Source organism: Streptosporangium sp. NPDC000563 (assembly GCF_040299985.1).
Classification (GTDB): domain Bacteria; phylum Actinomycetota; class Actinomycetes; order Streptosporangiales; family Streptosporangiaceae; genus Streptosporangium.
Genome location: NZ_JBEPDA010000003.1, coordinates 424,038 through 445,657 on the forward strand (window position 1 = coordinate 424,038; position 21,620 = coordinate 445,657).

The window sequence follows — 21,620 nt, forward strand, 5'->3', positions numbered from 1 at the left end:
CGAGAGCGTCAACGATGCCGAAGTGTCACGGAGATGGTTCCTGCGGGAGGCGACCGGGCGTCCTACTTGAGGGCTCCGGCGGTGAGGCCCTTCTGGATCTGGCTCTGGAAGATCGTGTAGACGATCAGCATCGGCAGGATGGCCATGCTGAGGGCGGCGAACAGGGCCGACCAGTCGGCGTCGTAGCCCGCGGCCGTGGAGATGTCGGCGATGCCCTGGGTGAGCACCCACTTGTCCCGGTCGGAGTTGAGCAGGACGAGGGGCAGTTGATACTGGTTCCACTGGCCGAGCACGTTGAAGATGGTCACGCTCACGATGCCCGGCTTGGCCATCGGCAGCATGATCTGGAAGAACACCCGGGCGTGCGAGGCCCCGTCCACGAAGGCCGCCTCGGCCACCGCTCCGGGCAGCGTCCTGAAGAAGGCCGCGAGGAAGAAGACGGTGAAGGGCAGCGAGTAGGCGATGTAGACCAGCACCAGCCCGCCGTGCGTGTTCAGGCCGATGAACGGGCCGATCACCGGGACCGCCCCCATGTTCTGCACGACGAAGAACAGCGGGGTCAGCGCCAGGTAGACCGGGAAGGCGAGGCCGGAGACGAAGAGCAGATAGATCGACCGGTTGCCCCGGAAGCGGTAGCGGGCGAGCACGTACGCGGCCATCGAGCCGAACAGCATCGTGCCCAGGGTGCCGAAGGCCACCACGACGATGCTGTTGATCATGTACTGGCCGATGTGCGCCTGCTCCCAGGCGCGGGCCCAGTTGTCGAGGCGGAGGTGGGCGGGCAGCGACCAGGCGTCGCCGAAGATCTCGTCCTCGCTCTTCACCGACGCGAGGAACGTCCACACGATCGGCACGACGACCAGAACCGTCCAGACGAGCAGCGCGACGTGCGTCAGGGCCGACAGGGGCCCCAGGCGCCGCCTGCGCTCCTCGCGGGCGAACGCCCTGCTCGGGGAAGTCACGACGTCGGTCACTGGAACTCGATCCGCTCACGCCGCGACAGGCGCAGGGCCAGCGCCGCGAACCCGATGGTGAAGAAGAACAGGACCACGCCCATCGCGGAGGCGTAGCCGAACTTGAAGTACTGGAAGGCGGTGCGGTAGATCTCCGCCGCCATCACGGTCGTGGAGTGGTCGGGGCCGCCGTGCTCGGCCGTCATCACCCACACGATGGCGAAGACGTCCAGCGCGGCGATGCCCAGATAGACCCAGCCGACCTGGATGGTGTCCCACAGCAGCGGCAGCGTGACCCGCAGGAACAGCGAGGGCCCTCCGGCGCCGTCGATCGCCGCCGCCTCGAAGAGGTCGCGCGGGATGGAGGCGATGCCCGCGGAGAAGAGCACGACGTAGAAGCCGACCGCCTGCCAGACCAGCACGGCGAGGATCGACCAGAAGGCGACGTCGGTGCTGGACAGGAAACCGATCGGCTCGAAGCCCAGGGCGATGAGCGGCGCGTTGAGCATGCCGCTGCGGTCGGGCCTGAAGACCTGCTGGAACAGTACGGCGACCACGGCGACGGCCAGCACCTGGGGGAAGAAGAACACCACGCGGTAGAACTTCGACCCCCAGATGCCCCCGGTGCCGCCCCGCCCGCCCGCGTTGAGCAGGAAGGCGAAGAAGAGCGCGATCCCGAGCGTGAGGATCGGCAGCAGGAGGAGCAGGACCAGGTTGTGGCTCACCGCCTGCCAGAACACGTTGTCGGCCAGCAGCCGCCGGAAGTTCTCCAGCCCCACCAGGCGCGGGGTCGCGTTCACCCCGCGCCAGTCGGTGAACGCGATGTAGAAGGCCTGCGCGTAGGGCGCGATCACGTAGATCAGGTAGAGCGTCAGCGGGATCGCGAGGAACCCCGCGACGAACCGTGTCCTGCCGTGGTCCATCGCCGGCCTACCGTTTCCCCTGCGTCGTCACACCACCGAGGCAACGGCCCAGGACCGGTGCCCGGTGAGCGACGGGCCGGCCCCCGGGCGCCCCGTCGCCTGCCGCCGTCATCGGCTGAACTTCTTCACCGAGGCGTCCTTCTTGATGGCGTCCGCCTTCTTCTGCGCCCGGTCCGCCCACTGGTCGACGGTGAGTTTGCCCGCCATGAGCTGCCCGGTCGCGGCGGCCACCTCGTCGTGCAGCTCGACGTACCACTTGCGGAACAGGAACCAGACGGCGTTGTCGCCCGCCGCCTCCAGCGCGGCCGAGGCGCTCTTCAGTCCCGGCTGGAGGGTGCGGCCCGCGTCGGCGCCCTTGACGACCGTGAGCGTGGAGACCATCTCCATGAACTTGCCGGCACCCTCCTTGGAGAGCATGGCGCGCATGTACTCAAGGCCCGCGCGGGGGTTGGCCGACTTGGCGGGGACGACGTACTCCTCGCCCGGCTGGGCGTGCAGGGTGCCGTACGGCAGGGCGTCGGAGGTGCCGAAGTCGGGGAGCGCGAACATCGCGTAGTCGAAGCCTTCTGGGGTGGAGTCCTTCTGCTCGTTCTCCAGCCAGGAGCCGCAGGGCAGCATCGCGACCTGGCCCTTGTTGTGCGCCGTCTGGGTCTGCACGTGGTCGAGCCCCGCGGTGCCCTGGAGCAGATACTTCGACCCGAGCTCGACGAAGGCCCCCGCGGCCTGCCTGACCGGCTCGGCCTTCCAGGCGCCGTCCTGGAGGTTGTCGATGTTCTTCAGCACGTCCTTGCCGCCGATCTTCGCGGCGAGCGTGAGGATGGCCTCGTAGATGTAGAACGGGTGCTTGCCCGCGTAGGTGAAGGGCGCCATCTTGCCCGACTTCTTGATGGTCTCGCACAGGGCCAGGAAGTCGGCCCAGGTCTTGGGGACCTGCCAGCCCTCGGCCTCGAAGAGCTTTCGTGAGTACCAGATGCCCCAGACGGTGTTGGCGTAGTTGAGGACGTACGGCGTGCCGTCGTAGCTGCCCAGCTCGATGGCGTTCTGATCGATCGTGTCGCGCACCCTGACGGCGGGGTCGTCCCAGCTCGGCGCGTCGTACAGCGGTGTGAGGTCGGTGAGCTGGCCGTCCTGGACGAGGGCGCCGAAGTCCATCGCGTTGGCGCCGGAGTTGTTGACGAACTCCGGCGGGTCGCCGCCGGCGAAGCGCGGCTGCAGGGTCTTCGCGATCTCCTTGGTGGCGTTGTGACTGATCTCCAGGTTGGGGTGTTTCGTCTTGAGCAGCGGCTCGTGGACGTCCGTGGCGTAGGCGTCGCCGAAACCACCGTCGAAGATCCAGACCTCCAGGGGCCTGTCCTCGACGAGGCCGAGCGGGTTGGCCGCGCTGGTGGCCCCGACGACGGGCGCCGAGGAGGCGGCGCCGCCGTTGCCCGCGGGGGTGGCGCACGCGGACAGGGCCGGCACGGTGAGACCGGCCAGGGCGGCGCCGCGCAGGAGCTCGCGCCTGGATAGCTGGGTCATGCTTCCTCCTGGAAGTGGCCTGGGAGTGAGGGGCGGTGCTCAGGCACCTCGCCGGATCCTTCCGGCGTAGCGGTTCTCAAGGGCGCGGTTGTGCTCGTCACCGCCGGTCACGTTGGCGGAGCGGTAGATCGGCGGGGTGAGGCCCGCCTCGCTCAGGTCGCGCACCACCTCGGCCACGACCATCTGGGCGAGCAGCGCCGAGGTGATGGTGGAGACCGCACCGAACGTGCCGCCGTCCGGGAGCGGCAGGACCGCGTCGCCGTACGGGGCGCGGTTGTCGAGCACCACGTCGGCGAGGTCGAGGAGCTTGCGGCCCGAGGGGTGGCGGGAGGTCATCGCGGTGCTGTGCCGCACCGATGTGAGGGCGATCAGGGGGTGCCCGTGCTCCTTGACGATCGAGGCGAGCTCGACCACCGATCCGTTCACCCCTGAACTGGAGATCAGCACGAACACGTCCTCGGGGCGGACGGGAGCCAGGTCGTAGATCCGCCGGGCGACCGAGGGGTCGCGCTCCAGCTCGCCGGGTGCTCCCAGCAGGGTGGCGACCGGGGCGTCCCCGTACAGGACGACGTCGCGCAGGGCGAGGCGGTTGCTGGGCACCAGGCCGCCCGCGCGTCCGGCGATCTCCATCGCGATCGCCTCGGAGTGCCCGGAGCCGAACGCCTGGATCACACCGCCACCGCGCAGGGACTCGACGATCAGCGCCGCCGCGGCCCCCACCGCCTCCTGCTGGGTGCCGGAAACCTCGTCCACCAGTGCCTTGACCTCGTGAACGTACTCGGCAGCACCGATCCGCACGGTCAGCTCCTCTCCACGCGATGGCTCTCCAGAGCCCTGATCGTCAACTCGAAGGCCTCGTTGGTCTGCTCGTAGGTGCGCTGCGCGACCGCGACATAGACGGTGTCGAGGACGAAGAGCTGGGAGTGGACGGCGGCGAGGCCGCCCAGCCTGAAGGTGGTCTCGCGGCTCGCGGTGGTCAGCACCTGATCCGCCAGCTCGGCGAGCGGGGAACGGGCGAAGGAGGTGACCGCGACGGTGAGCGCGCCGCGGTCCCCCGCCTCGCCGAGGGACTCCAGCACCTCGCGGGTACGGCCCTGGTGGGAGATGCCGATCGCGACGTCGCCCTCGGCGAGCAGCGCGGCGTCGGCGAGCGCCTCGTGCGCGTCGGCGTGGCTCCAGCAGGGGATCCGGATGCGGCGCAGCCGCCCGCCCATCATCACGGCGACCGCCCCGCTGGTGGAGACCCCGAAGATGAGGACGCGGCGGGCCGCGACGATGGCGTCGGCGACCGTGGCGACGGTGCCCACGGCGAGCTGGGCGGCGGTCTCCTGGATGAGCCGGGAGTCGGCGGCGGCCATCACGCCGATCGCCGCGTCGAGCGGATCGGTGGGACCGATCTCGTGGCCCACCCCCGCGTCCCAGTTGGCCTGCGCGGCACGCCCGTTCTCCGTGGCGAGGGCGACGCGCAGCCCGGCGTACCCGGCGAAGCCGAACACCCTGCAGAAGCGGGTCACCGTGGCGGGCGAGCTGCCGCTCCGCTCGGCGAGCGTGATGATCGTCGATCGCGCGGCCTCGGCGGGGTCGGCCAGGATCGCCTCCCCCACCCGGCGCAGCGCCTCGGGCAGCGCGGGTGTCTCGGTCTGTATGCGTCCGAGCGCGCCTGCGGCCACAAGCATTCCTTTCACCAGGGTTCTTCTGGGTGAAAATTATTCTCAAGTCAAGCTCACGTCAAGGCCGTCGAGGGCACCGTCAGGGGCGCCGCACCCGCCCGGCCGGGGTTTCGGGGGAGAAATCGACAACCTCCGCCGCCTTTCGGGCGTCGTTTCTAGCAGAGGTTCCAGAAAAAGGAACCGCGCTGACGGAGGCGAACCCCACGATGACTCCACGTCCGGCCGACACGCCGCACCAGGTTTCCGGCGCGCACGTCCACGACGAGCTCGCCGCCCGGCGCGCCCGGCGCGCCCGGGACCAGAGACTGCGCAACGACCCGCACATCCGGCTGCTGGAGCACGAGCACGGCATCCGCTTCACCACCGAAGAACTCCAGGCCGCGGAGCGCCAGGCCCAGGAGCTGCTGACGTCGCCGCCTCACCAGGAGCCGCTCATCGACGAGGAGACGCGCTCCCTGCAGCTGCTCGTCTGGCGCCGCCTGGGCCCGCGGGGGTTCCAGGGGTTCATGCGGGAGCTTGAGGAGATGGAGACCGAGCTGGCCAGGGCACGGCACGACGGCTGGGGCGACGAGATCAGCTGAGTCCTCCCACACCGGCCGCGTTCCGACGGATCGGCACGTCCGGCGTACGCGGGCGACCGCGCACCCGCCGGGCCGGCTCGGGAGCCCTGCCCGCCCCGTCGGCGGAAGCCGAAGAACCGCACGTCCGCCGCCCTGGCCGCCCCCCGCGATCTCACCCGTCGCGGTGACGGGACCACCCCCCGGGCAGGCGCCCGCCCTTTCCGGCGCGGGCTAAAGTGGACGTAGATCCACCGTCACGTGTTAGGCGACCATGCTCCACCAGCGACTCCAGCCCTCCACCCCCTACGCGGCCCTGATCTTCGACTGCGACGGGACCCTCGTCGACACCACCTCCGCCAACGAGAGCGCGTGGCGGACCGCGCTGGCCGGGTGGCAGGTCGACCTCGACTCCGCGTGGTACCGGGCGCGCACGGGCCTGTCGTCCGACCGTCTGCTGGCGGAGCTGGAGACCGAGACCGGAGCCGAGCTCGACTACCAGGCGGTGCGGGCGGCGGCGCTCGACGCCTACCAGTGGCTGATCCACACGGTCACCCCGCACCGGCCGGTCAGCGCGGTCGCCGAGGCTCACCGGGGACGGGTGCCGATGGCCGTGGCCTCGGGAGGCGCCCGCCAGGCCGTGGAGGAGACCCTGCGGGTCACCGGCCTGCGCCCCCTCTTCGACATCGTGGTCACCAGGGACGACGTCCGCTACGGCAAGCCCGCCCCCGACGTCTATCTCCTCGCCGCGCGCCTCCTCGACGTCGCCCCGTACACCTGTGTCGTCTACGAGGACACCGACGAGGGAGTGGCCTCCGCCCTCGCCGCGGGGATGACCGTCATCGACGTCCGCCCCTCGCTGCGCTAGCGGCGCCCCCACACTGGCCACCTGTACTATCCAATGATGCGGATATCCGAGCTCAGCACCGCATCGGGCGTACCCATCCCGACGATCAAGTACTACCTGCGTGAGGGCCTGCTTCCCGCGGGTGAGCAGACCTCGGCCACCAGCGCGCGGTACGGCGAGGGCCACGTGCGCAGGCTGCGGCTGATCCGGGCGCTGCTGGAGGTCGGGCGGCTGCCCATCGCCTCCATCGGCAAGGTGGTGGCCGCCGTCGACGACGAGAGCCTGGACCTGCACCACGTCCTCGGCGTCACGCAGTACGCCCTCGCGCCCGAGGCCGAGCCGGACACGCCCGACGAGGAGTGGACGCGTGCCCGCGCCGAGGCCGATGCCATGATCACCAATCTTGGCTGGCAGATCAAGCCAGAAGCCCCGACCCGCGACGAGCTGGCCCAGGCCGTCCTCACCCTCGGCAGGCTCGGCATGCCCGCCGACGGTGAGGCCCTGCGCCCCTACGCCGACGCCGCCCTGCGGCTCGTGACCGAGCACGAGATCGACACCGTCCCGTTCGACGGCCCCCGCGAGGAGGCGGTCGAGGCCCTCGTCCTCGGCACCGTCGTATACGGCAGGGTCCTCGACATCATGCGGCGGCTCGCCCACGAGTCGGTCTCGGCCCGCCTCCTCGACGGCCGATAGCACATGCGACAAAGGTGACGAAAATGACTTGGCGCAATAATCGGCGTCACCTGTGACGGATGTCTCAATCGTTCCAATCGTCCCACGAAAGGGCAGCTCACAGCCCTGGAAACCATCTGTGCGGATTTCAATACAGCCTCTGCCTGCCCATATAGGTCTGAGTAACACTCTGTTCACACATGGGCAACAGATGCGAAATCGCGCCTTGCGAATCTTTGAGAGCAGAAGATCCCTCCATCCTCAAGGACTCCGCCGATGACCTTCAAGGCTGAATACATCTGGATCGACGGCACCGAGCCGACCGCCAAGCTTCGTTCCAAGACCAAGGTGATGGCGGACGGTGCGGAGCTCCCGATCTGGGGCTTCGACGGGTCCAGCACCAACCAGGCCGACGGCTCCTCCTCCGACCGTGTGCTCAAGCCGGTCTTCACCTGCCCGGACCCGATCCGCGGCGGCGCCAACGTGCTGGTGCTGTGCGAGGTGCTCAACATCGACATGAGCCCGCACTCCAGCAACACCCGCGCCGCCCTCGTCGAGGTCGCCGAGAAGTACGCCGGCCAGGAGTCGTGGTTCGGCATCGAGCAGGAATACACCTTCTTCAAGGAGGGCCGCCCGCTCGGCTTCCCGATCGGCGGCTTCCCCGCCCCGCAGGGCGGCTACTACTGCGGCGTCGGCGCCGACGAGGTCTTCGGCCGCGAGATCGTCGAGAAGCACCTCGACTACTGCATCGAGGCGGGCCTGGCCATCTCCGGCATCAACGCCGAGGTCATGCCGGGGCAGTGGGAGTTCCAGATCGGCCCGGCCGGTCCCGTCGAGGCCTCCGACCACATGTGGATCGCCCGCTGGCTGCTCTACCGCACCGCGGAGGACTTCAACGTCGGCGCCACCCTGGACGCCAAGCCGGTGAAGGGCGACTGGAACGGCGCCGGCGCGCACACCAACTTCTCCACCAAGGCGATGCGCGAGGAGTACGACCCGATCGTCACCGCCTGCGAGGCCCTCGCCGCGAACGCCCTGGAGCACGTCAAGCACTACGGCGCCGGCATCGAGGAGCGCCTCACCGGCCTCCACGAGACCGCCCCCTGGAACGAGTTCAGCTACGGCGTCTCCGACCGCGGCGCCTCGGTCCGCATCCCGTGGCAGGTCGAGGTGGAGAAGAAGGGCTACATCGAGGACCGGCGTCCGAACGCCAACGTCGACCCCTACCTCGTCACCCGCCTCATCGTGAACACCTGCTGCTCCGCCCTGGAGAAGGCCGGCCAGGTCTGATCCGACCGCAGACTCGAAGGCCGCGGAAGCCCTGCCGGGGGTCTCCGCGGCCTTCGGCGTTCCGCTCGTCCGCTCACCCACCCCCTTCGGCCGTGTCCGGGGCCTCTCGGGGAGAATCGGCCCGCGAGCGCGGCCGATGCGGCGCGCCGAGCAAGACGATACGTTTCGACTCGTGAAATGATACGTTCGGGCACGTGAAGACCCCGAACCCGGCCCGTCGCAGCGAGCAGTCGCGCCGGGCCATTCTGAGCGCCGCCTTCGACCTGGTCGCCGAGTCCGGATACGCCAAGCTGACGATAGAGGCGATCGCCGCCCGCGCGGGAGTGGGCAAGCAGACGATCTACCGCTGGTGGCCTTCCAAGGGCGCCGTGTTCATCGACGCCTTCCTCTCCAGGACCTCCGACGAGGAGGGGAGCGTCGCACTTCCCGACACCGGCGACCTCGGGGCCGACCTTCGCCTCACCCTGCGGGCCATCGTCGACGAGTACCACGATCCCGAGCTCGACACGATGACCAGGGCACTCACCGTCGAGTCCCTGAACGACCCCGCGATCAGCGCCGAGATCACCGCGCGACTCCTGGGGCCGCACCTGGAGGCGACCAGGGAACGGCTGCGCAGCGCCCAGCGGGCGGGCCAGGTCGCCGAGGACGCGGATCTGAGCGTGGCCGTGGAGCTGCTGTACGGACCGATCTACCACCGCTGGATGCTGCGCACCGCCCCTCTCACCCACGAGTACGCCGACACGCTCGTGGAGTTCGCCCTGCGGGCCCTGAAGCCCGCGTAGCGGAGCGGAGGCGCGGCGGCCGCGACCGAAATTACCGCGCACGCCACCCGAGCGGGACGGGCCCCGGCCCCGCGGCGCTCCCACCCGCGGAGGCCACCGGGACCGGCGGGTCCGGCCCCGGACAGGACCGGGCGGTGCCCCTCGCAGGCAGCTGAGCACGCATGATGACGTCGGCGGCCGGACGAGAGCGAAACGCCTCCCGGTGGAGCGCTCCCACGCTTCGTCGCCCCCGTTCCACGGGTCCGGATGACCTCACGTCACAAAAATCCTACAAAACAGGTGCTTTAGGACAGCGCTAAACGGGTAGTCGGCGCCGTACCATAACTGCGATGCGGGACGTAGTGGAGCAATTACAGCGCTTGGGCATGTCGGGTTACGAGGCCAAGGCGTACGTCACCCTGGTCGGCGCCGGACAGCCCCTCAACGGCTACGAGGTCGCCAAACGTTCGGGGGTGCCGCGCAGCACGGTCTACGAGACGCTTGGCAAGCTGGTGGCCAAGGGCGCGGCCTACGAGCTGCGCGGCTCCGACGACGCCACCGACTATCTGCCGCTACCGCCGCGATCCCTGCTGGAGCGCATGCGCAGGGAGTTCGCCGACTCGATCGGGGCGCTGGAGGTCGCGCTGCCCGCGATCGTGGCGCCTCCCAAGGCATATCTGATCCACAGCCTCAAGGACCCCGTGGCGCTGCTCGACCGGGCGGAGGACGTGGTGGCCGGGGCACGGAGCAACCTGTTCGTGTCGATCTGGCCCGAGGAGATGAAACCGCTCTCCCCGCTGATCAGGTGCGCCGTCGAGCGCGGGGTCGAGACCTCGGTGATGCACTTCGGCGTGGCGCGGGAGCCGGTCGGGAACCTGTACGAGCGCCGTTTCCCCTTCCCCGCGCCCCTGCACGAGGGCGAGGGGAGCGTGAAGGAGGACCAGGACCACCGGCTGCTCGTCGTCGCGGGGGACCGGCGGGAGGCCCTCGTCGGCGGTTTCGCCGGCGGCACCGCGTGGGGCGTCTACACCGAGGACCCGGCCGTCGTCGCGATGGCGGTCGAGTACGTCAGGCAGGACATCGCCCTGCAGATCGTCGCCGACCGGGTCGGGCACGAGGCCATGCGCGAGATCTGGACGACCGACTCCGAACTCAGACGCTTCCTCAGCGACCGCGACCGCCCGGCCGTCCTGCTGCGCGCCGCCGGGATGCCCGGTCACCGTCTCCACGGTTCCCTCGCGCCCCCCGCGACTCCCACCCCTCATGACCACGCCTGATCAATGCTGGCTTTAACACGGATGTGACATCCTTCGGAGAGATTGTCCTTAATATCGGCTATCTCCATCTCGGGGGAAGGCAGGACATGGAAAAACCGGTCATCATGACGGTCGACGACGATCCTGGCGTGTCCCGTTCCATCGCCCGCGACCTGCGGCGCCGCTACGGCCACGCCTATCGCGTCATCCGGGCCGACACCGCGGTCGAGGGCATGGCCAGTGTCCGCGAGCTGCGGCTCAGGGGCGACGACGTGGCGGCGATCCTCGCCGACTACCGGATGCCCCAGATGAACGGCGTGGAGTTCCTGGAGCAGGCGATGGACCTGTATCCCTACGCGCGCCGCGTACTGCTGACCGCCTACGCCGACACCGATGCCGCGATCCAGGCGATCAACGTGGTCGATCTCGACCACTACCTGCTCAAGCCGTGGGACCCGCCGGAGGAGAAGTTCTACCCGGTGCTGGACGCCCAGCTCGACGCCTGGCAGCGGACGGATCGGCGCGAGTCCGACGAGCTGCGGGTGGTGGGCGCGCGCTGGTCGGCCCCGTCGTACGAGGTCAGAGAGTTCCTGGCACGTAACCAGGTGCCCTACCGCTGGATGCTCGCCGACTCCTCCGAGGGCGCCGAGCTGCTCGCGGCGGCCGCGGAGGCCGGGGAGAAGGGGGCCGCCGGCCCGGCCAGGCTGCCGCTGGTCATCACCGGCGACGGCACGAAGCTCACCGCGCCGAGCACCTCGGAGCTGGCCGAGGCCGTGGGGTTGTCCACCGCCCCGGCCACCGACTTCTACGACCTGATCGTGATCGGGGGCGGTCCCGGCGGCCTGGGGGCCGCGGTCTACGGCGCCTCGGAGGGGCTGCGCACGGTGATGGTCGAGCAGCACGCCTCGGGCGGGCAGGCGGGCCAGAGCTCCAGGATCGAGAACTACCTGGGCTTCCCCGACGGCGTCTCCGGCGCGCAACTCGCCGATCGCGCCAGGCGCCAGGCGCTGAAATTCGGCGCCGAGCTGCTCACCGCCCGCACGGTCACCAGCCTTGAGGTCAAGGGCCAGGCCCGGGTGGTCGGCTTCGCCGACGGCGGCTCGATCGCCGCGCACACCGTCATCCTCGCCACCGGCGTCTCCTACCGGCGGCTGAACGCCCCCGGCCTCGACGACTTCATCGGCTCCGGCTGCTACTACGGCGCGGCCCTCACCGAGGCGCCCGAGTGCGCGAACCGCGAGGTCTACATCGTCGGCGCCGCCAACTCGGCGGGCCAGGGCGCGGTCTACCTGTCGGGGTACGCCAGCAAGGTCCACCTGATCGTGAGGGGCGACGGGCTGGAGAGGACCATGTCGCACTACCTGATCGAGCAGATCTCCCAGATCCCGAACATCGAGGTGCACACCGAGACCGAGGTGGTCGGCGCCGAGGGCGAGGGCCACATGGAGCGGATCACGCTGAAGGGTCCCGAGGGCGAGCGCACCGTCGAGGCCGAGTGGCTGTTCGTCTTCATCGGCGCCCAGCCGTTCACCGACTGGCTCGGCGACACCGTCGAACGCGACGCGAAGGGCTTCGTCCTCACCGGTCCCGACCTGACCGCCGACGAGAACAGGCCGCGCAACTGGCCGCTCCGGCGCGGGCCGTACCACCTGGAGACGAACGTGCCGGGGGTGTTCGCCGCCGGCGACGTCCGTGCCGACTCGATCAAGCGGGTCGCCTCCGCGGTCGGTGAGGGCGCGATGGCCGTGGCCCTCGTCCACCGCTACCTGGAGAAGACGTGAGTGCCCCCGACGAGGTCTCCTGCGGCGCTCACGAAGGAGGTCACATGATCGACATCGAGGTGCTCCGCGGGCTGTTCCTCTTCGAGAAGCTCGACGACGACAAGCTCCGGTGGCTCGCGAGGTACGGGGACGAGGAGGAGTACGAGGCGGGCGACCCGATCGTCAAGCAGGGGGATCCCGCCGACTGCTTCGCCGTGCTCGTCGAGGGCGAGGTGGTGATGGTCACCGAGACCACCGCCGGGCCCGTCACGATGACCCCCACCTCGCAGCCCGGCGCCTACGGCGGCGCGGTCCTCGCCTACCTCGGAGACCGCGCCCCGGCCACCTACGCCCACACGCTGCGCGCCACCAAGCCGACCCGCATGTTCATGCTCCCCGCCAGGAAGTACGGCATGATCATGGCCGAGTGGTTCCCGATGGCGGTGCACCTTCTGGACGGGGCCCGTCTGGGCGGGATGGCACAGCGGGAGCTCATCGACCGGCGGCAGCGGCTGACCGCGCTCGGCACGATCACCGCCGGACTCACCCACGAACTCAACAACCCGGCCGCGGCGGCGGTGCGGGCCGTCGACGACCTGCGGGTCCGGATGAAGACCTCGCGCAGGCGGCTGGCCGTGCTGGCCGAGGACGGCATCGAGCCCCACCGGCTGAGCGCCCTGGTCGACCTGCAGGAGGCGTGCGCCGCCGGCCTCGCGGAGATGCCGCCCCGCTCCCCGATGGAGATCTCCGACGCCGAGGACGAGTTGTCCGACGCCATGGAGGACGCGGGGGTGGAGGACCCCTGGGAGATCGCCTCGCCCCTGGTGGCGGCCGGCTTCAAGCCGGAGAAACTGGACAAGATCCGCGAGGCGCTGGGCGAACGGTACCTGTCCGGGGCGATGCACTGGCTGGCGGAGGCCATCGAGATCACCCAGATGCTGAACGAGGTGACCGACGCGACCGAGCGGATCTCCTCGCTGATCGCCTCCGCCAAGCAGTACTCCCAGATGGACCGGGCGCCGTACCAGACGGTGGACGTGCGGGAACTCCTGGACAGCACCCTCACCATGTTCCGCGGCAAGATCCCGCCGGGCATCAGCATCGTCACCGACTACGACCCGGACCTGCCGCCCATCCCGGCCTACGCCGGGGAGCTCAACCAGGTGTGGACCAACCTGATCCACAACGCGCTGGACGCGATGGCCGGCACCGGCGTCCTGACCGTCCGCACCCGCCTCGAGCACGACACGATCGCGCTGATCGAGATCTGTGACAGCGGCCCCGGCGTCCCCGAGGCCCTGCGCGAGCGGATCTTCGAGCCGTTCTTCACCACGAAGGCGGTCGGCGAGGGCACGGGGCTCGGCCTGGACATCTCCTTCCGCATCGTCGCCGGCCGGCACGGCGGCGACCTGCGCGTGGAGTCCAAGCCCGGCGACACCCGCTTCGAGGTGCGTCTGCCCCTCACCGAGACGGCCGCTCCCGCCTGACACCGGAACGTGGAGCCCTCCCCCGCCCGGCGGCGGGAGGACTCCACGGCCTCCATGGCGTCCGGCCGGTTACCGCGGTCCGGGAGGCCTGGGCGTTCGGTTCGGGAGGCGCGGGTGCTCAGGAGCCGTGGCCGCTCAGCGGTCATGAGCGCTCAGGAGCCGTGGGCACCACCCGCGATCTCCATCAGGCGGGCGAGGACCTTGCCGCCGGAGACCCTGACACCGTCGTGCTCCCACTCGTTGGTCACCCAGGTCCGCACGCTGCCCACCGCCTTCGCGGTGCGCATGGACAGGCCCTGATCGACGTACATGTCGTCGTAGTAGACGGCGGCGGTCACCGGAACCCGGTTGGCGGCCAGCCGGGCGGGATCGTAGAGGGCCGGCCAGTCCGAGACGGTGGCGAGAATCTCGGCGGCGCCCTTGAAGGGGCGGAGCGCGGCGATCTCGTCGAACATCCAGGGATAGATCATCTCTCCGGTGGGCAGGATCGGTCCGGCGTCCTCGCGGAACTCCTCGGGCAGCAGCCGGTGCGCGGCCCAGCCGGTGGCGGCACCCTGGGCGTAGATCGACTCGTGCAGGACCGCGTAGAGCGGGTTGCCGACGAAGCCGGTGGCCATCATGACCTCGTACAGGAACAGGTCGGAGAGCCTGCCGCCGCTCCAGGCCTCCTCCAGCACCCAGTGCAGGTATTCGGCCCCGTCGCTCATGCCCAGGCACATGCCGAGGGTCTGCAGGCGGCGCACGGTCAGCACGTCGCCGTCGGGCAGGAGCACCTCGCGAAGGCGCAGGTGGGCCGCGATCGCGTCCAGGCGCTCGGAGTCGTGCGGGTAGCGGGCGAAGTAGCGGTTCACCTTGTCGCGGACCCGCGGGTAGGTGCGGGAGTAGACGTCGTCGGCGGTGGCGTCGAGCCCGACCAGGCCACCGGTCACGTAGCAGGCCGCCAGGCCCTCGGGAGCCCGGGAGAGGTAGGTCAGCGTGATGAAACCGCCGTAGCTCTGACCGAGGGTCTCCCACGGCCGGTCACCGGAGAGCTCGCGCCGGATCAGCTCGGCGTCGGCCACGATCGAGTCGGCCCGGAAGTGCGCGAGGCGGGCGGCGAGCTCGGCGTCCGTGCCGCGTACGGTCTGCGCGGTGATGGGGGTGCTGCGGCCGGTCCCCCGCTGGTCGAGCAGCAGGACCCGGTGGGTCTTCAGCGCGTGTCCCAGCCATCCGTCGGCGGAGGCCGGGCGAGGCGACTTGCCTCCGGGGCCGCCCTGCAGGAACAGCAGCCACGGGAGGTCCTCCCCCCGTCGTTCCGGGGCCACCGCCTCACGGGCGAAGACCTCGATCGTCTCGCCACCGGGGTCGGCGTGGTCGAGGGGAACGGTGAACACGTGGTCGGTGAGCGCCACACCGGGCAGAAGGACAGTCACCCACGGAAAGCTATCGGACCCGTACGCCCGTTCTCACTTTCGCGTGCCGCCCGGGGCACGGCCTCACTGCGCCGGTTCAGCCGGACACGTGTCCCGCCGGGGCTGGGGCGGGGGGCGCGACGCGGCCCGCCGGGCGCACCGCGTGGCTGCGCAGCAGGAAGTCCTCGACGACCAGGGTGGCCGCGCCCAGGGCGACCGCCTCGGCGCCGAGCCTTCCCAGCTCGATCGACGTCTGTGAGAAGGGCAGCGGCAGGGCGTACCGGGAGGCCGCGGCGCGGATCTCGGGGAGGAACCTCTGCCCGAGGAGGGACCCGGCCCAGCCACCGAGGATGACGCGCTCGGGGTTGAGGAGGTTGATGAGGTTGGCCAGCCCGGCCCCCAGGGAGCCGATGGCCTCCTCCAGCGCGGGCCGCGCGAGCGGGTCGGCGAGGAACTCGGCGAAGACGCTCTCCTCGTCGTCACCTCCCAGGTCCCTGCCCGCGCCGGCGAGTATCGCCTCGGCCCCGACGTAGGCCTCCAGGCAACCCTGGCCGCCGCATCGGCAGGGACGCCCGTCAAGAACAATCTTGGTGTGTCCCCACTCACCGGCACCGTTCGCCGTTCCCCGGTAGGTGACGCCGCCGTTGACGACGCTCGCCCCGGCCCCCGTGCCGATGAAGGCCATGACCAGGTGCTGGGCACCCTTGCCCGCGCCGAACCAGAGCTCGGCCTGGCCCGTCGTCTTGACCCCGTTGTCGGCGAAGACCGGCAGCGAGGTGCCCCCGCGGATGAGCGCGCCCAGGGGAACACCGTCCCAGCCGAACGCGCGGGCGTGGATGAGCAGGTCAGGCCCCTGCTCGGCGACGCCGGGTACACCGAGGCCCATGCCCAGCACCTCGGACTCGGTGGCTCCGGCGTCGGACAGGACCGCCTCAAGACCGTCGAGGACGTGACGGGCCACCACCGCCGGCTCGTGGTGGCCCGGGTCGAGGGCGAACTCCTTTTTCGCCCGCTCCCGCAACGCCAGGTCGTACAGCTCCACGCGGACGCGTGTCTCTCCGACGCCCACCCCGACCACGTATCCGTACGAGGGATCCACCCTGAGCATGATCCGTGGCCGCCCGCCGTCCGAGTCGACGGAACCCGTCTCCACCACGATGCCGTCCGTGATGAGGTCGCCGATGACGTTGCTGACCGTGGCCGCGCTGAGCCCGGTCAGCCGGGCGAGATCGTGCCTGCTCAACTCGTCTGCGAAGTACAGCGTCCACAGGACCACGGACCGGTTGCCCTTGCGCACGTCACGAAGGGTCCCCCGCTGTGGACGGCTCATACTTCTCCCCCGGGGAATTAATTTCAGATGTTAGTACAACTATTCTAGTCACTGCCGGTCCAGGCTTTCCCGCCGCGCCCACCTGTCCTGGAACGGTCCGCTCGCCTCGGGTACCGCGCGGGTTTCCCAGGCCGCGACCAGGCGTCCGCCGTTCCCGGCGATTCCCCGACCGAGAACCTCCGCGACTCCCTTTTCAGAACTCGCATGACTCATTAATCTCATAAGCCACTAAATCGGCTACCGGCCATTATTCCAACGTCACTCTCCGCCAAAGTTGACCAATCGTGACAACCAACCGCAGGGGTGAGACCGTCGAACAAGTCGACGGCGCTCGGAAGGGGACGGGATGGTTCCGGGATACCGCGAGGTTCGGGAACTCGGCATCGGCGGAGGCGGGCGCGTGGTGCTGGCCACGTACGCCCCCACCGGCGCCTACGTGGCCATCAAATACCTCAACGCGACCCTCAAGGACGATCGTCGCTTCCTGGCGCGCTTTCGCGCGGAGGCGCGCGTCATGGTGGAGTTGCAGGACCCGAACGTGGTCCAGCTCTACGAGTACTACGAGGACGTCCTCGAAGCCGCGATCGTGATGGAGCTGGTCGACGGGGTCGCGCTCAGGCGGATCCTGTCCGAGCACGGCAGTACGAGCCCGGAGGCGGCGCTGGCCGTGCTCAAGGGCTCGCTGCTCGGTCTGGCCTTCGCGCACACCGCCGGCATCGTGCACCGCGACTACAAGCCGGAGAACGTGCTGATCCAGGCCGACGGCGGCAGCAAGCTCGCCGACTTCGGCATCGCGGCCCACGTCGGGGAGGCGGGGGTGACCGCGGGCACTCCCGCCTACATGGCCCCCGAGCAGTGGGAGGGGGCGCCGGCGAGCGCGGCGAGCGACGTCTACGCGGCCACGTGCGTCTTCTTCGAGTGCCTCACGGGCCACCGGCCGTACGCGGCCGATCACCGCGTCGTGATGATGCACCGGCACCGGCACGCGCCGATCCCGGCGGAGGAGGTGCCGGCGTCGGTACGCGGGCTGGTCACGCGAGGTCTGGCCAAGAACCCGGCGGACCGGCCGCGGAGCGCGCGGGCGTTCCTGGAGGAGCTGGAGACGGCCGCGCGGGCGGCGTACGGACCGGACTGGGAGCAGCGCGGGCGGCGGCACCTCGCCGAGCTCGCCACGCTGCTGGCGCTGGCGTTCCCGCTGGCCAAGCCCACCCCGAAGGCCGGCTCCTCGGTCGCCCGGACGGTGCTCGGCCGGGTGGGACGGGCGCGCCGCCCCCGGCTGGGCCCCCGGACCCTCGCCGGGCTGGGAGTGATCACCGTCGCGATGACCGCCGGTGTGATCGCGGCCAACCGGCCGCAGGACCGGCTCTCCGCGGACACGATCTTCACCCCGCCGCCCAGCTCCGCGATCATCCAGGAGACCCCCGCGCAGCGGCGGCAGAGCCGGGTATCGGCACCGCCGGACCTCTCCCCTGAACCCGACACCCCCTCGCGAAGCGCCGCCGTCAAAAAGCCCGTCTCCCCCTCGGGTGGCGCGAACCCCGGCCAGGCCACCTCGCGCCCCTCCCTGGTCCCGGCCCCCACCCGGACGGTGGTCGCCCCACCCTCCCCACCCCCCACACCGACCGCTTCGCAGCCACCGCCCCCGCCGCCCACCTCCACGCCCACACCCGCCCCCGAGCCCACGCCAACGGCGACACCGGGGCCCGCGCACGCGGTGAGCGGCCTGAAGGTCGTGGGAATCGACGCGCACGGGACCACGGTCGGCTTCCGCGCCTCCACGACCGGGAACGTCGCGGTGACCGTCACCTTCGCCGAGGGACCCGACCGTGACCGGCTCGTCCGGGCGTCCTCGCGCACCTCCGTGATCGGCGGGCTGAAGACCTACTCCCACACCGTCCCGCACGCCTTCACCGTCCCCGCCTGCGGGCAGACCCTCTACCGTCGCGTCACCGTCTCCACCGTGCCCCGTCCCACGGGCGGGACGGCCGGCCGCACGGAGCGGGTCCACGGCGAGCCGTGCGCGCCACCCGCCGTCTCGATCACCTCCTTCGACGGCACCACGGTCAGGTTCCGGGTGCGGACCCCCACCACCTCGGCGGTGACCGTGCGGCTCGGGTTCGCCCAGAGGGCCGGGGGCACGCGTGGGACCCCGACCGGCGGCGTGCGGGAGCTGGAGCTGTCCGGCGCCACCGAGTACGAGCGGGAGGTGACCGGGGAGTTCCCCGACCTGCCCGAGTGCGGGGGGTACGTCACCCGGCTGGTGACGATCACCACCTCTCCCGAGGGGGACACCCCCTCCCGGACGGCCAGGATCGACCTGCCCTCCTGCACCCCCGATCCGGGCACCGGCCAGGACCAGGACACGGGCGCGAGCCCGGGTTCACGAGAGCCGCGGAACTCCGAGAACCCGGGTCCACGGGAACCGCGGGACTCCGAGGGACCCACAGGGAACGAGCCCGGCCTGATCGACCTGGACGTAGACCTCGACCTGGGCGGCATCCTGTGAGCCGACCACGCCCGCGCCGCGTGGTGGTCGGCCGCCGAAGTGATCGGCCGCCGCCCCCTCAGGACCGCCCCGGCCCGTGACGCGTCGCCCACCGGCTCCCCACCGGGGAGGGCGGGCCAGTGCCTCGGCGAGCCTCGGGGCGCCACGCCCACCGTACGCGAACGGGTCCCCGTCGGCGGGCCACCGCCCCGTTGGGTGCCCGCCCGGCCACGGGTGCGCGCGGGGAACGGCGTGCGCATAGGGTGGATTACGCCCACCAGATCCGGACATAAAGCGATTTAATTGATAAAACCGGCGTGAGGGTTGATGGGAGAGGTGGCATCGGCCACCTCGAAGCGGTGGCAGGCGACGAACCTGCCCCCCGAGGTGACCAGTTTCGTGGGGCGTCGGCATGAGATGGCCGAGGTCAAACGCCTGTTGTCCGGGGCACCCGTGGTGACCCTCACCGGTCCCGGCGGCGTCGGCAAGACCCGGCTGGCCCTGCGCGTCGCCGCCGACGTCCAGCGGGCGTTCCCCGACGGGGTGTGGCTGGCCGAGCTCGCCGGGCTGGAGAATCCCGAGCTGCTCGCCGCGTCGTTGAACGAGGCCATGGAGATCAGGGACGTCTCCCACCGGTCTCCCCTGGATGTGCTCGTCGACCACCTGCGGGAGAAGCGGGCGCTGCTGATCCTCGACAACTGCGAGCATCTCCTGCGACCCTGCGCCGTACTGGTGGGCGCCCTCGTACGCTCGGCCCCCTCCCTGCGGGTCCTCGCCACCAGCAGGCAGGCGCTGGGCATCTCCGGCGAGCAGACGCTGGTCGTCCCCACGCTGCCGCTGCCGCCGGACCCCGATCTCCCCAGGCTGTCCACAGAGGTGCCGGCGTTGTCGGAGGCGGTACGCCTGTTCACCGAACGGGCCACCGCCGTCCTGCCGGATTTCACCCTCACCGAGGCCAACCGGTCCGCCGTGGAACAGATCTGCCGCCGCCTGGACGGCATCCCGCTCGCGATCGAGCTGGCGGCGGTGCGGCTGCGCGCCCTCTCCCCCGAAGAGCTGCTGTCCAGGCTGGACCACCGGTTCCGGCTGCTCACCGGCGGCTCCCCCGCGGCGCTGCCCCGCCAGCAGACGCTACGCGCGCTGATCGACTGGAGCTACGCCCTGTGCGGCGAGGAGGAGCGGCTGCTGTGGCAGCGCGCCTCGGTGTTCGCCGACGGCCTGGACCTCGAAGCCGCCGAGGCGGTCTGCTCGGGGAACGGCATCGAGCGCGAGGACGTGGTCGACCTGGTGATCGGACTCGTGGGCAAGTCGATCCTGATCCGGGAGGACCCTCCTTCGGCCTCCACCGCGACCCGCTACCGGCTCCTGGAGACGATCAGGCAGTACGGGAGGGAGAGACTCGCGGCCTCGGGGCAGGAGGACGCCCTGCAGCGGCTGCACCGCGACCACTACCGGCGGCTCGCGGCGGAGGCGTACGCGCAGCGGTTCGGCCCGCTGCAGGTGTTCTGGTTCGGCAGGCTGAAGCTCGACCACGCCAACCTGCGCACCGCCCTGGAGTACTGCCTCGCCGACCCCGAGGAGACCCCCGTCGCGCTGGAGATGGCCGCCGACCTGCTCTATCACTGGATCACCAGCCACTATGTCAGGGAGGGACGCCGCTGGATGGACCTGAGCCTGCTCGGCGGCACAGGACCCGACGAGAGCCGGGGTCGTGCGCTGTGGTCCGACAGCTGGCTGGCGATCATCCAGGCCGATGTCGTCGCCGCCACGAGGATGCTGGAGGAGGCGAGGGAGATCGGAGAACGCCCCGGGTGCGAGCGGATCCTGGCCTACGTCGCGCTCTACTCGGGGATGATCGCCATGTTCCGTGGAGACGTCGATCGCGCGATCGGCCTGTACGAGGACGCGTCGGCGCGCCACCGCGCCGACGACGACCCGACCGGCCAGGCCCTGGCGCTCATTCGTCTCTGTCTCGCCCACTCCTTCCGGGGGGACTGGTCGAGCGCCGTCGCCGCGGGCGAGGAGTGCATCGCGCTGTGCGACGCCCACGAGGAGGGCTGGCACCGGGCGTACGCGATGATGGCGCTCGGCCTCGGGGTCTGGTGCCAGGGCGACGCCCGGCGCGCCACCGAGTTGGAGAAGGAGAGCCTGAGGTTCAACCGCTCACTCGACGATCTTCTGGGCATCGGCGTGAACCTGGAGGTGCTGGCCTGGATCGCCGCCGCGGAGGACGACCACCGGCGGGCCGCCAGGTTGCTGGGGATCCTGGAGCAGGTCTGGCAGGTGATCGGAGCGCCGCTGTCCGGTTTCGGGCACCTGAGGCGCTACCACGACGAGTGCGAGGAGCGTACGCGCGAGGCTCTCGGAAGGCAGACCTTCGACACCGTGCTCAGACAGGGCTCGAAGATGCGGTGCGACGAGGCGATCGCCTTCGCCCTTGAGGAGAGCGTGCCCCTCGGCGAGCCCTCGGGCGAGGCCGAGGAGCCTTCGCCACTGACCCGCAGGGAGACGGAGATCGCCAGGCTCGTCGCCCAGGGACTGAGCAACAAGGAGATCGCGGCCTCGCTCACGATCTCCCAGCGCACCGCGGAGGGTCACATCGAGCACATCATGACCAAGCTCGGTTTCCACTCGCGGGCCCAGATCGCCGTATGGACCGGCGAGCACATCCTGAACGTGGACGGGGAGCGCCCGCCCGGCACCTGACGGACGGGGCG

General features: G+C 70.6%; 17 protein-coding genes. 10 read left to right on the top strand and 7 right to left on the bottom strand.

Going from position 1 to position 21,620, the window contains the following annotated elements; translation table 11 throughout:
* Window positions 1-62: 62 nt before the first annotated feature.
* From ABT352_RS12605 to ABT352_RS12625, 5 genes are all read right to left on the bottom strand, one after another.
* Entirely contained in the window at window positions 63-974 is a 912-nt protein-coding gene (locus ABT352_RS12605; RefSeq protein WP_350944767.1) for a carbohydrate ABC transporter permease, read from the bottom strand.
* The gene (locus ABT352_RS12610) at window positions 971-1,876 is read right to left on the bottom strand and encodes a carbohydrate ABC transporter permease (RefSeq protein ID WP_350944769.1); all 906 of its coding nucleotides are present in this window, start codon (window positions 1,874-1,876) and stop codon (window positions 971-973) included. The genes ABT352_RS12605 and ABT352_RS12610 overlap by 4 nt, the downstream gene beginning before the upstream one ends.
* Before the next feature lie 108 nt (window positions 1,877-1,984).
* Entirely contained in the window at window positions 1,985-3,394 is a 1,410-nt protein-coding gene (gene ngcE / locus ABT352_RS12615) for an N-acetylglucosamine/diacetylchitobiose ABC transporter substrate-binding protein (protein WP_350944770.1), read from the bottom strand.
* Between the two features lie 39 nt (window positions 3,395-3,433).
* Window positions 3,434-4,192: a sugar isomerase domain-containing protein gene (locus ABT352_RS12620; RefSeq protein ID WP_350944771.1), complete on the bottom strand. Its 759-nt coding sequence runs from the start codon at window positions 4,190-4,192 to the stop codon at window positions 3,434-3,436.
* Between the two features lie 2 nt (window positions 4,193-4,194).
* Window positions 4,195-5,070: a MurR/RpiR family transcriptional regulator gene (locus ABT352_RS12625; RefSeq protein ID WP_350944852.1), complete on the bottom strand. Its 876-nt coding sequence runs from the start codon at window positions 5,068-5,070 to the stop codon at window positions 4,195-4,197.
* A gap of 200 nt (window positions 5,071-5,270) precedes the next feature.
* Between ABT352_RS12625 and ABT352_RS12630 the strand changes: the two genes are divergently transcribed.
* From ABT352_RS12630 to ABT352_RS12665, 8 genes are all read left to right on the top strand, one after another.
* Window positions 5,271-5,645 (top strand): hypothetical protein, encoded by a 375-nt coding sequence (locus ABT352_RS12630; protein WP_350944772.1) that lies wholly within the window; start codon window positions 5,271-5,273, stop codon window positions 5,643-5,645.
* Between the two features lie 250 nt (window positions 5,646-5,895).
* Window positions 5,896-6,489, top strand: a complete 594-nt coding sequence (locus ABT352_RS12635; protein WP_350944773.1) for an HAD family hydrolase — start codon at window positions 5,896-5,898, stop codon at window positions 6,487-6,489.
* A gap of 36 nt (window positions 6,490-6,525) precedes the next feature.
* The gene (locus tag ABT352_RS12640; RefSeq protein ID WP_350944774.1) at window positions 6,526-7,161 is read left to right on the top strand and encodes a MerR family transcriptional regulator; all 636 of its coding nucleotides are present in this window, start codon (window positions 6,526-6,528) and stop codon (window positions 7,159-7,161) included.
* 255 nt (window positions 7,162-7,416) lie between these two features.
* On the top strand, window positions 7,417-8,430 hold the full coding sequence (glnII, locus tag ABT352_RS12645; protein ID WP_350944775.1) for a glutamine synthetase: 1,014 nt from the start codon (window positions 7,417-7,419) through the stop codon (window positions 8,428-8,430).
* Between the two features lie 194 nt (window positions 8,431-8,624).
* A complete protein-coding gene (locus ABT352_RS12650) occupies window positions 8,625-9,215 on the top strand; it encodes a TetR/AcrR family transcriptional regulator (protein WP_350944776.1) in 591 nt (196 codons plus the stop codon).
* A 329-nt stretch (window positions 9,216-9,544) separates the two neighbouring features.
* The gene (locus tag ABT352_RS12655) at window positions 9,545-10,471 is read left to right on the top strand and encodes a TrmB family transcriptional regulator (protein WP_350944777.1); all 927 of its coding nucleotides are present in this window, start codon (window positions 9,545-9,547) and stop codon (window positions 10,469-10,471) included.
* Between the two features lie 86 nt (window positions 10,472-10,557).
* A complete protein-coding gene (locus ABT352_RS12660) occupies window positions 10,558-12,231 on the top strand; it encodes an NAD(P)/FAD-dependent oxidoreductase (RefSeq protein WP_350944778.1) in 1,674 nt (557 codons plus the stop codon).
* 44 nt (window positions 12,232-12,275) lie between these two features.
* Window positions 12,276-13,697, top strand: coding sequence for an ATP-binding protein (locus ABT352_RS12665; RefSeq protein WP_350944780.1), 1,422 nt, complete (start codon window positions 12,276-12,278; stop codon window positions 13,695-13,697).
* A 152-nt stretch (window positions 13,698-13,849) separates the two neighbouring features.
* Here the strand turns inward: ABT352_RS12665 and ABT352_RS12670 are convergent, their stop codons facing one another.
* Both ABT352_RS12670 and ABT352_RS12675 read right to left on the bottom strand, forming a co-directional pair.
* Window positions 13,850-15,109, bottom strand: coding sequence for an alpha/beta fold hydrolase (locus ABT352_RS12670; protein ID WP_350944782.1), 1,260 nt, complete (start codon window positions 15,107-15,109; stop codon window positions 13,850-13,852).
* A gap of 76 nt (window positions 15,110-15,185) precedes the next feature.
* Window positions 15,186-16,418, bottom strand: coding sequence for an ROK family transcriptional regulator (locus tag ABT352_RS12675; protein ID WP_350944783.1), 1,233 nt, complete (start codon window positions 16,416-16,418; stop codon window positions 15,186-15,188).
* A 346-nt stretch (window positions 16,419-16,764) separates the two neighbouring features.
* On the opposite strand from ABT352_RS12675, the gene ABT352_RS12680 reads away from it, so the two are divergent.
* Together ABT352_RS12680 and ABT352_RS12685 are read left to right on the top strand one after the other, a co-directional pair.
* The gene (locus tag ABT352_RS12680; protein WP_350944784.1) at window positions 16,765-18,924 is read left to right on the top strand and encodes a serine/threonine-protein kinase; all 2,160 of its coding nucleotides are present in this window, start codon (window positions 16,765-16,767) and stop codon (window positions 18,922-18,924) included.
* A 306-nt stretch (window positions 18,925-19,230) separates the two neighbouring features.
* The gene (locus tag ABT352_RS12685) at window positions 19,231-21,609 is read left to right on the top strand and encodes a LuxR C-terminal-related transcriptional regulator (protein WP_350944785.1); all 2,379 of its coding nucleotides are present in this window, start codon (window positions 19,231-19,233) and stop codon (window positions 21,607-21,609) included.
* Window positions 21,610-21,620: the final 11 nt, after the last annotated feature.

Coding starts and splice junctions, on each gene's coding strand:
- ABT352_RS12610 (WP_350944769.1), bottom strand. CDS start 1,876: ATGGACCACGGCAGGACACGGTTCGTCGCGGGGTTCCTCGCGATCCCG.
- ngcE (WP_350944770.1), bottom strand. CDS start 3,394: ATGACCCAGCTATCCAGGCGCGAGCTCCTGCGCGGCGCCGCCCTGGCC.
- ABT352_RS12625 (WP_350944852.1), bottom strand. CDS start 5,070: ATGCTTGTGGCCGCAGGCGCGCTCGGACGCATACAGACCGAGACACCC.
- ABT352_RS12630 (WP_350944772.1), top strand. CDS start 5,271: ATGACTCCACGTCCGGCCGACACGCCGCACCAGGTTTCCGGCGCGCAC.
- ABT352_RS12635 (WP_350944773.1), top strand. CDS start 5,896: ATGCTCCACCAGCGACTCCAGCCCTCCACCCCCTACGCGGCCCTGATC.
- ABT352_RS12640 (WP_350944774.1), top strand. CDS start 6,526: ATGCGGATATCCGAGCTCAGCACCGCATCGGGCGTACCCATCCCGACG.
- glnII (WP_350944775.1), top strand. CDS start 7,417: ATGACCTTCAAGGCTGAATACATCTGGATCGACGGCACCGAGCCGACC.
- ABT352_RS12655 (WP_350944777.1), top strand. CDS start 9,545: ATGCGGGACGTAGTGGAGCAATTACAGCGCTTGGGCATGTCGGGTTAC.
- ABT352_RS12660 (WP_350944778.1), top strand. CDS start 10,558: ATGGAAAAACCGGTCATCATGACGGTCGACGACGATCCTGGCGTGTCC.
- ABT352_RS12665 (WP_350944780.1), top strand. CDS start 12,276: ATGATCGACATCGAGGTGCTCCGCGGGCTGTTCCTCTTCGAGAAGCTC.
- ABT352_RS12675 (WP_350944783.1), bottom strand. CDS start 16,418: ATGAGCCGTCCACAGCGGGGGACCCTTCGTGACGTGCGCAAGGGCAAC.
- ABT352_RS12680 (WP_350944784.1), top strand. CDS start 16,765: ATGGTTCCGGGATACCGCGAGGTTCGGGAACTCGGCATCGGCGGAGGC.
- ABT352_RS12685 (WP_350944785.1), top strand. CDS start 19,231: ATGGGAGAGGTGGCATCGGCCACCTCGAAGCGGTGGCAGGCGACGAAC.